At 66.8% G+C, this 16,705-nt stretch carries 14 protein-coding genes and 1 tRNA gene; 4 read left to right on the top strand and 11 right to left on the bottom strand.

The window, feature by feature from the left end; genetic code table 11:
- Positions 1 to 104: 104 nt before the first annotated feature.
- The gene (locus AC5RTS_RS14700) at positions 105 to 2,843 is read right to left on the bottom strand and encodes an AAA family ATPase (RefSeq protein WP_493992754.1); all 2,739 of its coding nucleotides are present in this window, start codon (positions 2,841 to 2,843) and stop codon (positions 105 to 107) included.
- 283 nt (positions 2,844 to 3,126) lie between these two features.
- Between AC5RTS_RS14700 and AC5RTS_RS14695 the strand changes: the two genes are divergently transcribed.
- Positions 3,127 to 3,708, top strand: coding sequence for a small multidrug efflux protein (locus AC5RTS_RS14695; protein ID WP_493992753.1), 582 nt, complete (start codon positions 3,127 to 3,129; stop codon positions 3,706 to 3,708).
- 23 nt (positions 3,709 to 3,731) lie between these two features.
- Positions 3,732 to 4,373: a hypothetical protein gene (locus tag AC5RTS_RS14690; RefSeq protein ID WP_493992752.1), complete on the top strand. Its 642-nt coding sequence runs from the start codon at positions 3,732 to 3,734 to the stop codon at positions 4,371 to 4,373.
- A 100-nt stretch (positions 4,374 to 4,473) separates the two neighbouring features.
- On the opposite strand, the gene AC5RTS_RS14685 is transcribed toward AC5RTS_RS14690, so the two are convergent.
- The 10 genes from AC5RTS_RS14685 to AC5RTS_RS14640 form a co-directional block, all read right to left on the bottom strand.
- Positions 4,474 to 4,547: transfer RNA gene (locus AC5RTS_RS14685), tRNA-Pro, on the bottom strand.
- Between the two features lie 232 nt (positions 4,548 to 4,779).
- Positions 4,780 to 6,342 (bottom strand): ribosome biogenesis GTPase Der, encoded by a 1,563-nt coding sequence (gene der / locus AC5RTS_RS14680; RefSeq protein WP_493992751.1) that lies wholly within the window; start codon positions 6,340 to 6,342, stop codon positions 4,780 to 4,782.
- Positions 6,343 to 6,511: 169 nt separating this feature from the next.
- Positions 6,512 to 7,213 carry a (d)CMP kinase gene (gene cmk, locus AC5RTS_RS14675; protein WP_493992750.1) on the bottom strand — a complete coding sequence of 234 codons (702 nt, stop codon included), beginning with the start codon at positions 7,211 to 7,213 and terminating at the stop codon, positions 6,512 to 6,514.
- Complete coding sequence (locus tag AC5RTS_RS14670; protein WP_493992749.1) at positions 7,210 to 8,319, bottom strand: prephenate dehydrogenase; 1,110 nt, start codon at positions 8,317 to 8,319, stop codon at positions 7,210 to 7,212. Before AC5RTS_RS14670 ends, cmk begins: the two co-directional genes overlap by 4 nt.
- A gap of 4 nt (positions 8,320 to 8,323) precedes the next feature.
- Positions 8,324 to 9,526 carry a pseudouridine synthase gene (locus tag AC5RTS_RS14665; protein ID WP_493992748.1) on the bottom strand — a complete coding sequence of 401 codons (1,203 nt, stop codon included), beginning with the start codon at positions 9,524 to 9,526 and terminating at the stop codon, positions 8,324 to 8,326.
- A 24-nt stretch (positions 9,527 to 9,550) separates the two neighbouring features.
- Positions 9,551 to 10,192, bottom strand: a complete 642-nt coding sequence (scpB, locus tag AC5RTS_RS14660) for an SMC-Scp complex subunit ScpB (RefSeq protein ID WP_493992747.1) — start codon at positions 10,190 to 10,192, stop codon at positions 9,551 to 9,553.
- Entirely contained in the window at positions 10,189 to 11,055 is an 867-nt protein-coding gene (locus tag AC5RTS_RS14655; protein ID WP_493992746.1) for a segregation and condensation protein A, read from the bottom strand. The genes scpB and AC5RTS_RS14655 overlap by 4 nt, the downstream gene beginning before the upstream one ends.
- Before the next feature lie 19 nt (positions 11,056 to 11,074).
- Complete coding sequence (locus tag AC5RTS_RS14650; RefSeq protein WP_493992745.1) at positions 11,075 to 11,968, bottom strand: ParA family protein; 894 nt, start codon at positions 11,966 to 11,968, stop codon at positions 11,075 to 11,077.
- Positions 11,969 to 12,082: 114 nt separating this feature from the next.
- Positions 12,083 to 12,670 (bottom strand): GNAT family N-acetyltransferase, encoded by a 588-nt coding sequence (locus AC5RTS_RS14645; RefSeq protein WP_493992744.1) that lies wholly within the window; start codon positions 12,668 to 12,670, stop codon positions 12,083 to 12,085.
- A 147-nt stretch (positions 12,671 to 12,817) separates the two neighbouring features.
- A complete protein-coding gene (locus AC5RTS_RS14640; protein WP_493992743.1) occupies positions 12,818 to 14,230 on the bottom strand; it encodes a cation:dicarboxylate symporter family transporter in 1,413 nt (470 codons plus the stop codon).
- A gap of 125 nt (positions 14,231 to 14,355) precedes the next feature.
- Here AC5RTS_RS14640 and AC5RTS_RS14635 point away from each other — a divergent pair, with 125 nt between their 5' ends.
- Both AC5RTS_RS14635 and AC5RTS_RS14630 read left to right on the top strand, forming a co-directional pair.
- Positions 14,356 to 15,975 carry a sensor histidine kinase gene (locus AC5RTS_RS14635; RefSeq protein WP_493992742.1) on the top strand — a complete coding sequence of 540 codons (1,620 nt, stop codon included), beginning with the start codon at positions 14,356 to 14,358 and terminating at the stop codon, positions 15,973 to 15,975.
- A gap of 2 nt (positions 15,976 to 15,977) precedes the next feature.
- Positions 15,978 to 16,688, top strand: a complete 711-nt coding sequence (locus AC5RTS_RS14630) for a response regulator (protein ID WP_493992814.1) — start codon at positions 15,978 to 15,980, stop codon at positions 16,686 to 16,688.
- Positions 16,689 to 16,705 lie beyond the last annotated feature (17 nt).

The raw sequence follows: 16,705 nt of genomic DNA, 5'->3' as shown, positions 1-16,705 counted from the left end.
CGATGGCAACATCGTGGTCCTTCCCGCACCTTTATCCGGCTGCCGGTTTCGAGAACGGCGCTACAGGATGTGGAGCAGGATATCCCGCAGCACGGTTTTACGACTCAGGGCAGGGGCAACTCGCGGAGTTGCCGGCGAGACGTCACGCCGACCTTGCGGAAAATATTGCGGAGGTGCGCGTCGATCGTGCGCGGGCTGAGATAGAGCTCCGTGGCGACTTCGCGGGAGGTGGCACCGGCGGCCACCAGCCGGGCGATGTGCTGCTCATGGGCGGTAAGGGAGTCCGCCAAAGGGGCGTTCCGCTTGCGGGGTTGCTCGCCGGTGGCACGCAGTTCGCGGCCGGCACGGTCGGCGAATGCTGCCGCGCCCATGTCCACCAGCAGCCCGTGCGCGGTACGCAGGTGCTCGCGGGCGTCCTGACGGCGTCCTCCACGACGAAGCCATTCGCCGTAAACGAGGTGGGTGCGGGCAAGGTGGGCGACAATCCGGCAGCGCCCGAGCTGCTCGATCGCCTCGAGGTAGTGTTCCTCGGCATCCGCTCCAGTGCTGGTCAGCGCCCGCGCACGGGCCGCCACTCCGAGCCCCCAGGGGGTGCCGGTGGCGAGGGCACGGGACGTCAACTGCTCCAGCGCCTCAGCGGCGTCCTCCGGCCGGCCGGACCGGCACGCCGCTTCGACAAGCTCGAAATGGGCCAGGTTATTGAACCTCAGCGCTTCGGCGTCGAAAGCCCGAGCCGCCGCGTCGTAGGCCGCAGGATAGTCGCCTCGGCCGTTATGCAGAACGGCCAGGGCGTACTGTGTCAGGGCGTCTTCGGTGCTGTCAGCATGGCCTCCGTCCTTCTCGAGGATGGACGCGCGGATCTCCGCGGTATCGTCCGGTTTGCCCTGCCAGGCGGACAGCAGGAGCTGCGCGTGCAGCAAGGGCACAGTCCTCCAGGCAGCCGCGAAGGCCGTCTCCTCGGCGGCCCGGGCGAATTCACCCGACAGCACCAGCAGGACTGACTGGCCGAGCAGCGCATCCGGAAGCGTGGCCAGCGCGCCGGCCTCACGGGTCAGCCGGATGTGGCGGGTGGCCACCGCATGTAACAGCTCGTCGTCGAAGACGGCCATGGCGGCCCGGCTGGCGAGCCATCCCCACCTGTAGCTGTCACTGGCCGTCTCAGCATCCGGCCCCTGTCCCGCGAAGACCTCAACGGCCCGCCGGAGTCCGGGCACGCCGGACGCGTAGCCCTGCGTGAAGGTCGTCACCAGCCCGTCCAGCAACAGGTCGGCCGGTCTCGGCGGACCTATCGGGGAGGGAGCGGCGCGGGCAGCTTCGCTGACGTCCGGCATGCTCCGGCCGCGGCCGAAGTCTCCGGTGACGATCGCCGCCTCAAGCGCGCGCAGATAAGTCTCACGGGACAACGCCGGGTCCAGCGGAGCCAGGCTCCTGGCTGCTTCCAGGAGCATCCCCTGCCCCTCGCCGTCACGTGCGGACTGAAACGCAAGCTGGGCGCGCAAAAGCTCCAGCCGTGCCTGCTGCAGGGGCGCGAGCGGTCCGGCCGACGCAATTGTCAACAGCTCCGAGGCATCCGCCCCGGCCTCATGTAAAAGGTGCGCGGCAGCCAGCGCCCGGCTCGCACGGGTGCCCGGGTCGGGAGTCAACTTGGCTGCCCGCTCCATAAAAGCGGCCGACGCGGCCAGACCTCCGCGGGCACGCGCACGGCCGGCCGAACGCGCGAGCTCCCCGGCGGCGCCCTCGTCAGTACCCAGTACAGCCTGTGCACGGTGCCACGCGCGCCGGTCGGGATCGGCATCCGGGTCCGTTGCAGCGGCCAGTGCGGCATGCGCACGGCGGCGGTCCAACGGGGTGGCTGCGCGCAGTACCGCCGAACGCACCAACGGATGGCGGAACTGCACCCGGGAAGTGATGTCCAGAAGTCCGGCAGCTTCCGCAGGTGCTGCCGATTCCCCGGGGATCCCCAGATGTGCCGCCGCCCGCCACAGCAGCGCCACCTCGCCGGTGGTATCGACCGCCGCAACCAGCAGCAACAGCCGGGTCGACGCCGGCAGGCCGGCCGAACGACGCCGGAAGGTCTCCTCGATCCGATACGCGATTCGCTGCACCTCGGGCAGCTCGAAACCGCCGGCCACCCCGGCACCCCGTGCGCTCCGCGCCAATTCCAGCAACGCCAGGGGGTTCCCGCGAGCCTCGGCGATGACCTGTTCGCAGATTCCGTCGTCCCAGGGCATCTCGACAGCCGCGGCCAGGAGCGCCTGCGCGTCCGCTTCGTCGAGCCCGCCCAGGCGCACGGCAGGCAAACCGTCGAACCAGGGTACGTCGCGGTCGACGGGATCCCGCAGCGCGAACAACAACACCATCGGCTCGGCGGCGAGCCTCCGCGCCACGAAGGCCAGGACCTGGGCGGAAGCCTCGTCCAGCCACTGCACATCGTCAATGAGGCACAGGAGGGGCCCTTCCTCGGCAGCCTCGGCCAGCAGGTTGAGTGTGGCCAGCCCGATCAGGAAGCGGTTCGGCGGTGCACCGCTTTGCTGTCCGAATGCCACCGCCAGGGCCGTCTGCTGCGGCTCCGGCAAGGCCGGCATATAACCCATCAGCTGTGCACACAACTGATGCAGACCGGCAAATGCGAACTGAGTCTCGCACTCCACTCCGGCCGAGGACACCACTTGGAAACCCGAGGTTTCAGCCAGGCCGCGGGCATGCTCCAGCAGCACCGTTTTTCCGATACCCGCTTCACCGCGCACCAGGAGTACCCCGCTTGGCCCGGAACGTGCCTGCGAGATGAGCTTGTCGACCGTCGCGCGTTCGGCCAGCCGGCCGAGGAAGTCCACCAGTGTCACTCCCTTCAGAGCATGCCGGCACCCTATTAGGCAATTGTCACCGACGCAAACGAAGCCGGTCGGCCCTATGGGCTAGGTGTGCGTCGGCGGGAATGCAGGGATACCCGCCGACGCGACGGGGCAGCCGCCGGTGCGAACCTGAAGACTCGCCGGCGGTGCAGCCACTCCGGTGGCAGCGCGGCACCAACCAGCCCTGACCTGACCTGAGAGCACGATTTTCTGATCGGGACAGTTTCGAAAATTCCACGAATCCAGGATCCGCACAAGAAAGAGGTCCCAAACCATGAACCCGATTCAGGAACTAATCATCAACTTCCAGGAACTCTCGGCCCAGGTGCCTGAAATCGTCAGGCCCCTGGTGGTGATGCTCGCCGGAGCCGTTCCATTCGTCGGTGCCGAGGGCGCATCAATGATCGGCATGATCGGCGGGCTTAACCCCGTCGTTGCCGGCATCGCAGCCGCCACCGGCAATTTCCTGTCGGTGGTCCTGGTGGTGTTCTTCGCGTCCAGGGCCCGCACGTCCGTCGTGAACCGGGTTGCTGCACGCGAAGCGGCTGCCCGGGCGGTGCCGGTCCCGGCTTCCCTGGGCTACGGGGGAACGGCGGCGCCGGGCGAGACGGTGCAGCCCAAGCGCGAGTCAAAGGGCGCCCTCCGCTTCAGGAAGTGGCTGGTCCGCTTCGGCGTCCCGGGCGCCAGTATCCTCGGGCCGCTTGCGATCCCGCCCCAGTTCACCTCCGCGATCCTCATTGCAGGTGGAACATCACGGGGCTGGGTACTGCTCTGGCAGGCGGTGGCGATCGTGCTCTGGACAGTCGTGACCCTCGTGTCAGTCTGGGCCGCTCTCACGTTCGTGGTCGGGGTTTGACTAAGCGTTCCGAGGAGGAAGAAGTGGCAACCCACAATATGCTGAAACCCGGAGACGGCCACCTTCTGCCGGATTACCACTGGTGGCAGCTGTTCTCACGCTCCCTCTTTCACCTGCACCTCGCAGACGGAACCGGCGCCCGGGAGACGTGGTCCGTGGACGTCCGGCTCGGAGGTGATGATGACGGCGAGGTTTCCGCTCAGCTCTACCGCAACGGTTTACTCAGGGCCACGGCCAAGCTGCCGGCGGTGTTTCCGGTGCCGGGCGGGCGCATCGAGGTGGCAGCCGGGCCCTACGGGCTCAAGCGCAACCATTACGTGATGCCGGACGGATCGCAGCGGCAGCTCGTGCCGGATCCCGCGTCCGCCGAGGGACGGCGTGCCCGCTTGGAACAAAACAACCCGGCGCTAAGCCGTGCCATTGGCATTATGTCCGTGGGGATACTGGTGGCCGCCCTCGTCATCGGCATGCCGCAGGTCCTCGAGCAGATCACGCAGGTCCCTCCCATCGCGGAGAGCCTCGGCACGTTCTCCAGCCCCTTCGATGTTCCGCCCGCAGCCAATTACACGCTGCTGGTGGCAACACTCGCAGCGAGCACCGAGCGTGCCCTGCGGCTTCGCTACAACTGGCTTTTGGACGGCGGTTTCCTGGGAGGCGTCGAGTGACCGGGTGATGGCCCCAGCGGCATTCCGGTCCCCAAAACAAGCTCCGGTCCATAAAACGACAAAAGGCCTGATGAAACTTTCGCTTCATCAGGCCTAGTTGTCGGGTTGACAGGATTTGAACCTGCGACCCCTTGACCCCCAGTCAAGTGCGCTACCAAGCTGCGCCACAACCCGTTACCCGGCCGGTTTATTTCCGGCCGAACCAACTCGAATACTCTACATCATAAGCAGCCAAAGTCCCGAATCGGGTCCGCTGCCACGGATGGGACCGGTTCATAGTGCAGGTACTGCTCCCCCTGCGGGCTCCGGAGGACATGTACTGCACTATGAAAATCCGGGCTCCCCGGGATACAGATAACGGGCCTGTCCCCCTAGGGAAAGGCCCGCTACCGTATCGCCGGTGAAATCAGCGGCGGCTGTTCTTGCCGCGCTTTTCGCGCACGCGCATGGACACCTCGATGGGTGTTCCTTCGAAGCCGAAGGTTTCGCGCAGGCGGCGGGTGATGAAGCGGCGGTAGCCGGGGTCCAGGAACCCGGTGGTGAACAGGACGAACTTCGGCGGGCGGGAAGACGCCTGCGTGCCGAAGAGGATGCGGGGCTGCTTGCCGCCGCGGACCGGGTGCGGATGCGCCGCCACCAGCTCACCCAGGAAGGCGTTCAGCTTGCCGGTGGGAATGCGCTTGTCCCAGTTTTCCAGGGCGGTGTCCAATGCGGGCACCAGCTTGTCCTTGTGCCAGCCGGTCTTGGCCGAGATGTTCACGTGGGGAGCCCATTCAACGTGGGCCAGGTCGCGCTCGATCTCCGTCTTGAGGTAGCGGCGGCGGTCGTCGTCGAGCAGGTCCCACTTATTGAACGCCAGCACCAGTGCGCGGCCGGATTCGATGGCCAGCTGCAGGATGCGCACATCCTGCTCGCTGAGGACTTCGTCCACGGCCAGGAGCACTACGGCAACCTCGGCCTTTTCTAGTGCAGCCTGCGTACGCAGGGAAGCGTAGAAGTCCGCGCCCTGGGCCATGTGCTGGCGGCGGCGGATACCGGCGGTGTCCACGAAACGCCAGGTGCGCCCGCCCAGTTCGACCATCTCGTCCACCGGGTCGCGGGTGGTGCCGGCAAGGTCGTCAACCACTACGCGCTCGGAGCCGGCCAGCTTGTTCAACAGCGAGGACTTGCCCACGTTGGGGCGGCCGATGAGGGCGATGCGGCGCGGGCCGCCGGAGCGGTCCAGTCCGCCATAGGCTGAGTATTCGGGCAGGACGTCCATAACGGCATCGAGCATGTCGGCCGTGCCGCGGCCGTGCAGGGCGGAGACCGGGTACGGTTCGCCGAAGCCCAGACCCCAGAGGGCCGACGCGTCGGCTTCGTTCTGGATGTCATCGACCTTGTTGGCCACAACAATGACCGGCTTCTTCTTGCCGCGCAGCATCCGCACCACGGCTTCGTCGGTGGCGGTGATGCCGACGGTGGCATCCACCACCAGCATGACGGCGTCTGCGTGGTCGACGGCGATCTCGGCCTGGTCCGCCACCCGGGCGTGGATGCCGCGGGCATCGTGCTCCCACCCGCCGGTGTCCACCAGGGTGAAGTTCACGCCGTTCCAGGTGGCCGGGTAGGACACCCGGTCACGGGTCACGCCGGGGGTATCCTCCACCACGGCTTCACGGCGGCCGAGAATACGGTTGACCAGGGTGGACTTGCCGACGTTGGGACGGCCCACGATGGCAACGACGGGGTCCTGGCGCAGGGGTGCGTCTTCATCGAATTCATCGAACCCGCCGGCGAGCAGCGCGGCGTCTTCTTCGTCGAGTTCGTAATCATCGAGCCCGGCGCGAAGCGAGCGGGCACGGATCTCTGCCTCGTCGTCGCCCATTGCCGCCAGGCGCTCGTTGATCGAATCTTCTCCGACGGGGATGTATTCCTCCGTCGAGGTCCCGTCACCGGCGGTGTCGTCGTTGAGAGGTTTGCCGTTCATAGAATTGCTTTCTTTCCGTTGAGGTCTGCAGCACTGCGCATACAGGCCGTCTCCGGACGTTCAGCCCGGTAAGTGTGAGGGAAGATCCATGCGGCATTGCCGCAGGGGCCCTCCTCCCATTGAAACACGGGCGGATGCCCGCGGGTGGTGCCGGGGTCCCCGGCAGGTGTCAGTGTGTGCTGGCGAAAACGACGTCGAGCACGGCTGCGACGGTCTCTTCAAAGTCCAGGTCGGAGGAGTCAATGGTGGTAACCCCGTCGGCGGCCTGCTGGAAATCCACCACCGTGGAATCCTTCGCATCGCGGACCAGCACCTGTTCCTTCAGTGCTGCCGCGCTCTGGGTCCCGCCGAGCTGGATTCCGCGGCGGCGAAGCCGGGCTTCCTCGCTGGCGGTGAGGAGGATGCGCACCTCGGCGTGGGGCGCAACAACGGTGGTAATGTCGCGTCCTTCGGCCACGATCCGCAGCCCGGAATCCCGAATCAGCTGCTGCTGGCGGCGGACCAGCTCGGCGCGGGCGCCCAGCGTGGTGGCCACGGCGCTGACGGAGGAAGAGACCGAAGGCTCACGGATGGCATCGGTGACGTCGCGGCCGCTGACCCGGACCCATTCCTCGTTCGGAGACATGCTGAGGGCAATGTCGGCTGCTTCCGCCGCGGCCTCCACAGCCACCGAGTCGGTCAGGTCAATGCCCGCTTCCATGCAGGAGAGCGTGACGGCACGGTACATGGCACCGGTATCCAGGTAGGCGGCGTGCAGCCGGCGGGCCACTTCGCGGCTGATGCTGGACTTGCCCGAACCGGACGGCCCGTCAATGGCCACCACCAGCGGCTTGCCCTGCCGGAACAGGGCCGGATCAATATTGGAACTCACTGCACTACCTTCCACCCGCGGGCGCTTAATTCAGAAACCAGATCATTTACCCGGCCGGGGAGCACGGAAATTTCCGCCCGCCCTACCTGCCGTCCCGAGGAATGCTCCAGGCGCAGATCCTCCAGGTTGACGCCTATCTCACCGATTTCAGTGAGCAGGCGGGCAATCTGCCCCGGCGTGTCATCCACCAGGACGGTAAAGGAGACAAAGGACTGGGCAGGGCCGCCGTGCTTGCCGGGAATCCGGGCCTGGCCCACATTGCCTTCGGCGATGAGCTGCGCCATGTCCAGCCGGGCACCGTCAGCCACCGGATCCTCCAGTGTGCGGATCAGCCGGTTCAGGTCTTCCCGCACGCCGTGCAGGATCGGCACCAGCCGGCCGGCGTTGCCGCTGAGGATCTGCACCCACAGGTTCGGATCGCTGGCCGCTATCCGCGTCACGTCCCGTAGCCCGTTGCCGGACAGTGCCAGGGACTGCGCCGGGGTCTCCTGCAGCCTGCTGGCCACCAGGGAGGCCATCACCTGGGGCAGGTGCGAGGTCAGCGCCACTGACGCATCGTGGTCTTCCGCAGACATCCGCGACACCACGGCGCCCAGGTCATAGGCCATGGCCTCGGCCCGGCGAACGGCGTCGGGGGTTGCTTCCTCCGGTGCGCAGATCACCCACGGCATGCCGTTGAACAGTTCCGCACGGGCAGCCACCGGTCCGGATTTCTCCCGGCCCGCCATGGGATGCGTGCCCACGTAACGGCTCAGGTCCGCACCGCAGGCGCGCAGATCGGCCAGCACGGCCGACTTCACACTGGCAATATCAACGACGACGGCGTCCGGCCAGTCCTTCAGCGCGGCAGCAGCCAGCGAGGCGGTAACGTCCGGCGGCGCGGCGACCACCACAAGCGAGGGGGCGAAGCCGGCGTCAACGGCACGCAGCAGCCGCCCGGCACCAATGTCCCGGGCAACGGCTTCGGTGGAGGGAGAGAGGTCCGAGAGCACAACGTCGATGCCCCGGGCGCGGAGCCCCAGGCCGATGCTCGTGCCCAGCAGACCCGTGCCGATGATCAGCACGGATCCGGACAGATGTGTGCCCCCGTCGGCGGCTTCAGCCATGTCCCTAGAGCCCTACGGAAGCGAGCAGGTGTCCCACCTCGCCGCGGCCGAGGACACGGATGCTGCCCTGGCGCTGGTCGCCCAGGCTGATCGGGCCGATCTTGGTGCGCACCAGGCGCTCCACGGGGTGGCCGACGGCATCAAACAGGCGCCGGACAATACGGTTGCGGCCGGAGTGCAGAACTACCTCCACCAGGACGTGCCCGGGGGTGGAATCCACGAGCTTGAAGGAGTCCACCTTCTGGAAGCCGTCCTCAAGTTCCAGGCCTTCGCGCATCTGGGCTCCCACGCCCTGGCCCATCGGGCCGCGGACCTGGACCAGGTAGGTCTTGGGCACCTCGAAGGAGGGGTGGGTCAGGCGGTTGGTGAGCTCGCCGTCGTTGGTCAGCAGCAGCAGGCCCTCGGTCTCGTTGTCCAGGCGGCCCACATGGAACAGGCGCTCATGCTTGCTGCTGGGCTTCAGGTAATCGCTGATGCAGGGACGGCCTTCGGGATCCTCCATGGTGGAGATGACGCCGCGGGGCTTGTTGAACACGTAGTATTTCTGGTTTTCGTCCAGCTGCAGGCGCATGCCGTCCACGTGGATGGCAACCGTGGCCGGATCAACGCGGACACCTAGTTCGGTGACAACCTCGCCGTCGACCTCCACACGGCCGTCGGCAATCATTTCCTCGCAGACACGGCGGGAAGCGACACCGGCACTGGCCATGACCTTCTGCAGGCGGATGCCTTCGGGGTCGTGGTGCTCGGAGATGACCGGGGCCGCCGGGCGCCGGGTCGCGGAACGGCGGACCGGGCCCAGGTTCTGGCCGAAACGCTCATTGCGGAACGCGCGGTCGCCGCTCTTGCGCTGGCCCGCCTGGGGGCCGCCGAACTTGCCGGCACCGGACTTGGAGCCGCCGCTGCGGGCGCCCGCACCGGACTTGGGAGCACCGGATTTCGGAGCGCCGGACTTGCCGGGCGTCGGACCGAAGGCCTTCACGGCGTCGGACTTGAACTTTTCGGGGCGTGCCTCGGGGGCGGGGCGGTAGCCGTTGGCGCGCTCCTCGCCCTTCTTCAGGCCCGAGGCTGAGCGGGGGCCGCCGGCACGTGGCGAGGAGGGCTTGGAGCCACGGCCGAAGCCCTTGCCGCCGGCGGGACCACCGGCACTGCGTCCGCCGCCGCGCGGGGTATTGCGGCCGGATCCGGAACGGGGTGCTGGTGTCATGAGTAAGTCCTTTGGGTGTAGCGGTTAATAAGTAGTGTCTTCATATTCGGCCAGGTTTTCCAGCCCGGGCAGGTGCGGTGCAATCTGCGGAAGTTCATCGAGGCTGCCCAGACCGAGCCGTTCCAGGAAGTACGGCGTAGTCCGGTACAGCAGCGAACCGGTTTCCGGTTCGGTGCCGGCGTCGACGATCAATCCACGCTGCACCAGCGTGCGGACCACCGAATCGACGTTTACTCCCCGGATCGCGGAGACCCGGGCCCGGGAGACGGGCTGCCGATAGGCAATAACCGCCAATGTTTCCAGTGCGGCCTGCGACAGCCGTGCACTCTGGCCTTCCAGTACAAACTTCGACACAACGGGCGCATAGTCAGCGCGGGAAAAAATCCGCCATCCGCCTGCAACATCGCGGAGTTCAAAACCACGCGGTGCGCCCTCGGGTCCATCCCCAGTATAGCCGTCATACTCACGGCGCAGTTCCGTGAGTGCCCGGAGCACCTCAGCCTCCGGCACCTGGAGCACCGCAGCCAGTTCGGCAGGCGCCACCGGCTCGTCCACCACCATCAGCACCGCCTCCACGGCCGGCTTCACGCCGCCGGACAGGGCGGTCCCCTCCGGGGCCTCTGCGGGAACGGAGCGTGCCGCGGATTCATGCTGCTCTGCCGTCATATCGGGCTCCTTTCACTGCCGGTACCGGTGTCGCCGGCGCCGCCGTATTCGTCAGCCGGAACCATGGCCGCCGCGGATTCCGGATCTCCCCCGGTCCAGGTGATCCGCAGCTCGCCCAGCGGAGCCTCCTGGTCGAAGCTGACCGCTCCGTCCCGGAACAGTTCCAGCAACGCCAGGAACCGTGCCACCGCCACGGGTCCGTCGGCGTCGGACACCAGCTCGGCAAACGTGGCCGAGCCCTGGCTGAACAGCCTGTCCGCCAGGATACGGCCCTGCTCGCGGACACTGGTTTTGGGTGCGTGCAGATGATCCAGGCCCACCGTCGGAGGTTGCTCATCCCGCGGCTGGAGGGCATGCGCGGCGAGCTCGGCGAACTGCTGCGGGGTGGTGCGCCAGATGAGTTCGGGCAGCATCGCGGCGAAGCGGGGTTCCAGGCTCACCTGGCGGGGAAAGCGCCGGGCTTCCTCCGTCAGCCGCTCCCCCATCAGCCAGGCCATTTCCCGGAATGCCTTGTACTGCAGCAGGCGGGCGAAGAGCAGGTCGCGGGCCTCGAGCAGGGCAACGTCTTCTTCGTCTTCGACATCTCCGGCCGGCAGCAGGCGTGCCGCCTTGAGGTCCAGGAGGGTGGCTGCGATGACCAGGAATTCGCTCGCCTCGTCCAAGGCGACCTCCGGGCCGGTTCCGAACAGCTCGCGGATATACCCAAGGAACTCATCCGTTACTGCGGCCAGGGCGATTTCGGTGATGTCCAGCTCGTGCTTGGAGATCAGCCCCAGCAGGACGTCGAAAGGCCCGGTGAAGTTCGTCAGGCGTACTTCGAAACCGGTCCGCTCCTCCGCTGCCGGCAGTGCGGCGTCGGGCACGGCGGCAGGCTCGGCCGGCTTAGGGCGCGCCGCCGCGGGCAATCAGTTCCTTGGCCAGGCGGCGGTACGAGTCGGCACCCGGGTGGTTCCCGGCGTAGGACGTGATCGGTTCGGCAGCCACGGTGGCGTCGGCGAACTTGATGGTCCGCTTGATAACCGTTTCGAAGACCTTGTCCCCAAAGGCTTCCACCAGCCGGGAAATGACCTCGCGGCTGTGCAGGGTCCGGGCGTCGTACATGGTCGCCAGGACACCGTCCACCTGCAGGCCCGGGTTAAGCCGGTCCTGTACCTTTTCGATGGTTTCCACCAGCAGCGCCACGGCGCGGAGGGCAAAGAACTCGCAGATCAGCGGAATGATCACGCCGTGGGCTGCGGTCAGTGCGTTGACGGTCAGCAGGCCCAGGGAGGGCTGGCAGTCAATGAGGATGACGTCGTATTCGTCGCTCACCCGGCGCAGCGCACGCTCAAGCACCTGCTCGCGTGCCACTTCGTTGACCAGCTGGACCTCCGCTGCGGAGAGGTCAATGTTGGCCGGCAGCAGGTGGATGTTCTCGATGGCGGTTTCATGGATTGCCTCGCGGATGTCCACCTTGCGGTCCATCAGCACGTTGTAGACGGTGAGGTCCAGTTCGTGGGGGTTGGCTCCGAGACCGGCGGACAGTGCGCCCTGCGGATCAAAGTCCACCAGGAGCACGCGGCGGCCGGCCTCGGCCAGCGCAGCCCCGAGGTTGATGGTGGACGTGGTCTTGCCGACCCCGCCCTTCTGGTTCACCATCGCAATGATCCGCGCAGGGCCATGTGAGGTGAGGACGGGAGGTTCCGGGAATTGCGTCACGGGACGTCCGGTGGGACCCATCGCCGTTTCGGTTGCGGTTGCGTCCTGCAGAGTCGCCGAACTCTGATCGCTGCTCACGTATAAATCCACGCTTCCGTATCTAGCTGTCCTGCGGGCTGTCTGTGTCAAGGTTACAGCCGGGCCGCCGCCATACCGTGAATCCTCGCCCGGAACACCGGCGAGCCTTGACGCTCAAGTAGAACTCGAACCTTGCGGATTCACTGCAGCGTGAAGGTGCATGTCATGCCAGCCGTCCCCGTGCCGCAGCCCGCTGCGCCGGGTCCCTTCCAGGACAAAACCGGCCTTCCCGGCCACCCGGCAGGACGCCTCGTTACGGACCGAGTGGGACAGCTGAAGCCGCTTCAGCCCCAGGACGCCGAAACTCCATCCCTCGAGCGCCTGAACGGCTCGGGACGCCACGCCTTGTCCCCGCCGTGCTTCCAGCACCCAGTACCCGAGCTCCCCCTCGCCTTCATACAGGTTGAGGCGGCTCAGCGCCACGCGGCCCAGAATGTCTCCGCCGCCGTTGCACACAGCCCAGTTGGCGCCGGATTCCTCCTGCCAGCGGGCGGACCAGCTGGTAACCCATCGGCGTGCTTCGGCTTCGTCATCCATCGTGCGCCGGTTGTAGCGGGCTATCTCCGGCTGGCTGTAGGCAGTGACCAGCACCGCGGCGTCGTCCGCGGTCCAGGGCCGCAGGAGCAGCCCGTCGGCGGGCAGAAACGGCTGCGGGGAGGCATTGAGCGAGCCACGCCGCAGATAGGGACCCAGAGCCGCCATGATCTTCCTCCCCTGCCGTGCCGGACCGCGCCCATTATGCCCTGCGCGCCGGCAACTGCGGCCGGGGGCGCGCAGGGCAAAGCGCCGGCAATGCAAAACGCCCCGCCCCGGATGTACCGGGGCGGGGCGTTCCTCTGCGGTTCGGCGTCAGTGCCGGGGGGCAGCGGGCGTGTTTCCGGCGGGGCCGGGAACAGTCTCGGCCAGTTCGCGGGACTCTTCGGTCCCGCGCGGCTCGTCGCTGCCTGCATCGATGTTCATGCTGGCCTCGTCGAAGGGACGCTCGCGGTCCAGTACGGCGGTGACCTGTTCCTTGTCGATTTCCTTGGTCCAGGTGCCAATCAGCACGGTGGCAACGGCGTTACCGGTGAAGTTGGTCAGCGCGCGGGCCTCGGACATAAACCGGTCGATGCCCACGATCAGGCCGACGCCGTCCAGCAGGTCGGGGCGGTGGGACTGCAGTCCGCCGGCCAGCGTGGCCAGGCCTGCGCCGGTAACTCCGGCGGCGCCCTTGGACGCAATGATCATAAAGACCAACAGTGAGATCTGCTCACCCAGCTCCAGCGGCTTGCCCATGGCCGAGGCAACAAACAGTGCCGCCATGGTCAGGTAGATGGCAGTGCCGTCCAGGTTGAAGGAATAGCCGGTCGGCACGGTCACGCCGACAACGGGCTTGGAGACACCCAGGTGCTCCATCTTGGCGATCAGCCGCGGCAGTGCCACTTCGGATGAGGAGGTGGAGAAGATGAGCAGGTATTCACGGCCCAGGTAACGCATGAGCTTGAAGATGTTCACACCGGTGACCAGCTTCAGCAGCCCGCCCAGGATCACCACGATGAAGAGGACGCAGGTGAGGTAGAAGGCAACCATCAGGGTGGCCATGCTGACGATCGCCTGGATGCCGGTCTCGCCGACGACGGCGGCAATGGCACCGAACGCACCGATCGGCGCCAGCCACATGATCATCATGAGGATGCGGAACACCAGGGCCTGGATGTAGCCGATGCCCTTAAGGACGGGGGCGCCGGCGGTGCCCATCTTCTGCAGCGCAAAACCAACCAGCAGGGCAACGAACAGGGTCTGCAGGATGCTCTCGCCGGTCAGGGACGCCAGCAGCGTGGTGGGAATGATGCTGAGCAGGAAGCCCGTCATCCCCTCGTCGTCTTCGGCTGCGGCGGGCGCAGCATCCGAGGACGCCTGGATATCCAGGCCCTCACCCGGGTGGATGAAGTTGCCCACAACAAGGCCGATGGCCAGGGCGAACGTGGACATGATGATGAAGTAGCCCAGCGCCAGGCCGCCGACCTTGCCGACCGTTGCTGCTTTGGCGATTGAACCGATGCCTAGGACAATGGTGCAGAAGATGACCGGGGCGATCATCATTTTGATGAGGCTGATGAAGCCGGTCCCGAGCGGTTTCAGGGATTTGGCGAACTCGGGTGCGGCCAGGCCGATGACGGCACCGAGCACCACTGCCGCGATAACGGCGATGTAAAGGAAATGTGTTCTGTCCGGCCGGCGGCTCTTCTGTGAACCGGCGGCCGGGGAAGCGGCAGCTGCCATGGCGGTACTCCTAGTTGCTTTGATCGGCTCCCATCTTCTGCCTCCGTGTGATCACAGTCACCCTTGTGTTCATACTGTTCTCGATCAATTACCCGACACAGACCCGTTGTCGGCCGACGCAAAGGATGAACGTGCATCAGTGGAGCCTGGCCCGCCGCTTCCTCCTGGCACAGCTGGCATTCATCCTCTGCGTCTCCGGCGGTATCGGCTGGGGGCTGTACCACCAGGCTGAAGACAACACGTATGAGGAAACCGCGCAGCGGATGCTGGCGGTTGCAGGCACTGTTGCCGCGAGCAACACCGTGCGCACCGCCGTCGAATCCTCGGAACCGGAGGTCCTGCAGGAGTACGCCCGGGATGTCATGGACCGTGTCGGGGTGGACTTCGTGACCATCATGGACACAGACCGCACCCGGCTTACCCACCGGAACCCCGACCAGATAGGCAAGCCCTACATCGGGTCCGTGGAGCAGGCGCTGGCCGGCGAGAGCTTCACCGAAACCTACACCGGCACCCTGGGACCGTCGGTTCGCGCCATTACCCCGGTACGGGACGACGCCGGGAACATCATCGCGCTCGTGGCTGCCGGGATCACCGTGGACCGCGTGGGAATTGCCCGAGATGCCCGCCTGCCCGAACTGTTCGCCATCGATGCCGTGGCCCTGGCGGTAGGGGCACTGGCCGCGTATCTGCTCAGCCGTTACCTGCGCCGCGTCACCCATGACCTGCGACCCGGCGAACTGGCACACATGTTCACCTTTTACGATTCCGCCCTGCACTCGGTTCGGGACGGACTCCTGCTGCACAACAACCGGGGCCAGCTGGTGCTGTACAACGATGAGGCCGCCAAGCTCCTGGGCCTGCCGCCCGGCGCATCCGGGCCGCAGCAGCTGCCCGACCTCCCCGGCCCGTTGTCGGAGCTGTTGCATTCAGGGCGGGACGCCCGGGAGGAAATCCACCTCACCGGCGAGCGCGTCCTGGTGGTCAACCAGTCAGCTGCCGTCTCTGCCGCTCCGCTGCGCCGCCGCTTCGGGACGGTCACCACACTGCGTGACCATACCGACGTCGAATCACTGACCGGCGAGCTGGCCTCCCTGCGCACCCTGGCGGATGCGCTGAGCGCACAGGCCCACGAACATGCCAACCGGGTGCACACCCTTGTCTCACTCATTGAGCTGGGCCGGTCCGGGGATGCCGTCCGGTTTGCGACTGCCGATCTGGAGCAGTCCCAGCAGCTCAATGACGAGGTCCTGGCGGCGGTCGAAGAGCCGGCGGTCACGGCCCTGCTGATGGGCAAGGCCGCCCAGGCCCGCGAGCGCGGCATTGACCTGCACATCGAGGTGGCGCAGACCTGCGGCCGGTTTAGCGGGGGCGGCGTGGAACCCGTGGAGCTGGTGACCATTATCGGAAACCTGCTGGATAACGCCTTCGATGCCGCCGATGAGACCGTTTCGTTGCTTCTGGATACCGGGGAAGCGCATCTGTTGATTGAAGTGCAGGATGACGGGCCCGGTGTTCCGCCCACAATGATCGAACATATATTCGAACAGGGGTTCAGTACCAAGGAGCCGGACGACGGCCGCACCCTGGCCGGACGCGGCATAGGACTGGCACTCGTCCGGCAGGCGGTGACCCGCCTGGGCGGAAGTATTCGCGTCCTGGCGGGACACGGAGCATGTTTCAGCGTGGAACTGCCTGCCCCCGCTCCCCGGGAAACCGCCGGCCTCACGGATGTGGCCCCGTGACGGTGCTGCAGTCTTCGGGAATCGGCGTCCTGGTAGTGGAAGACGAGCAGATCCCGGCCGAGGCCCATGCCGAGTACGTCCGGCGGACCCCCGGATTCCGGCTCGCCGGGATCGCGCGGACCGGCACGGAAGCGCTCACTATGCTCAAGGACGCCGGACGGACGGCGGACGAACCCGGTATCGACCTGGTGCTGCTGGACATGAACCTGCCGGATCTGCACGGGTTGGACCTGCTGCGGCGGATCCGGGGCGCGGGGCTGCCCGTCGACGTCATCGCCATCACCGCCGTCAGGGACCTCGCGGTGGTCCGCAGCGCCATGTCCGGCGGCATCGTCGGCTACCTGATCAAGCCCTTCACCTTCTCCGCATTCAGCGCGAAGCTCGCCACCTATGCCGAGTACCGGCGCCGGATGGGTGACCAGGCAACCGCAACCACGCAAAGCGAAGTGGACAGCGCCTTCGCCGCACTCCGGCCGGCCGTTGCCGCCGCGCTGCCCAAGGGCCTCTCCGGGGAAACCCTGGCCGCCGTGGGCGACCTGCTGAAGCGCGCTCCGTCCCCGCTGTCCGCCACGGAGGTCGCCGTGGAACTGGAGATGTCCCGGATTACCGCCCGCCGCTACCTGGAGCACCTGGCAGACCAGGGTGCAGTGCTGCGGGCCCCGAGGTACGGCACGCGGGGCCGGCCGGAGCTGGAATACAGCTGGCGGCGGTAGCCGGGGAGGCTGCCCCG

The sequence above is a fragment of the Arthrobacter sp. MDT1-49-2 genome (genome assembly GCF_059090185.1).
Note: the sequence above shows the minus strand (reverse complement) of the source record. Positions and strands in the feature narration are given on the sequence as shown.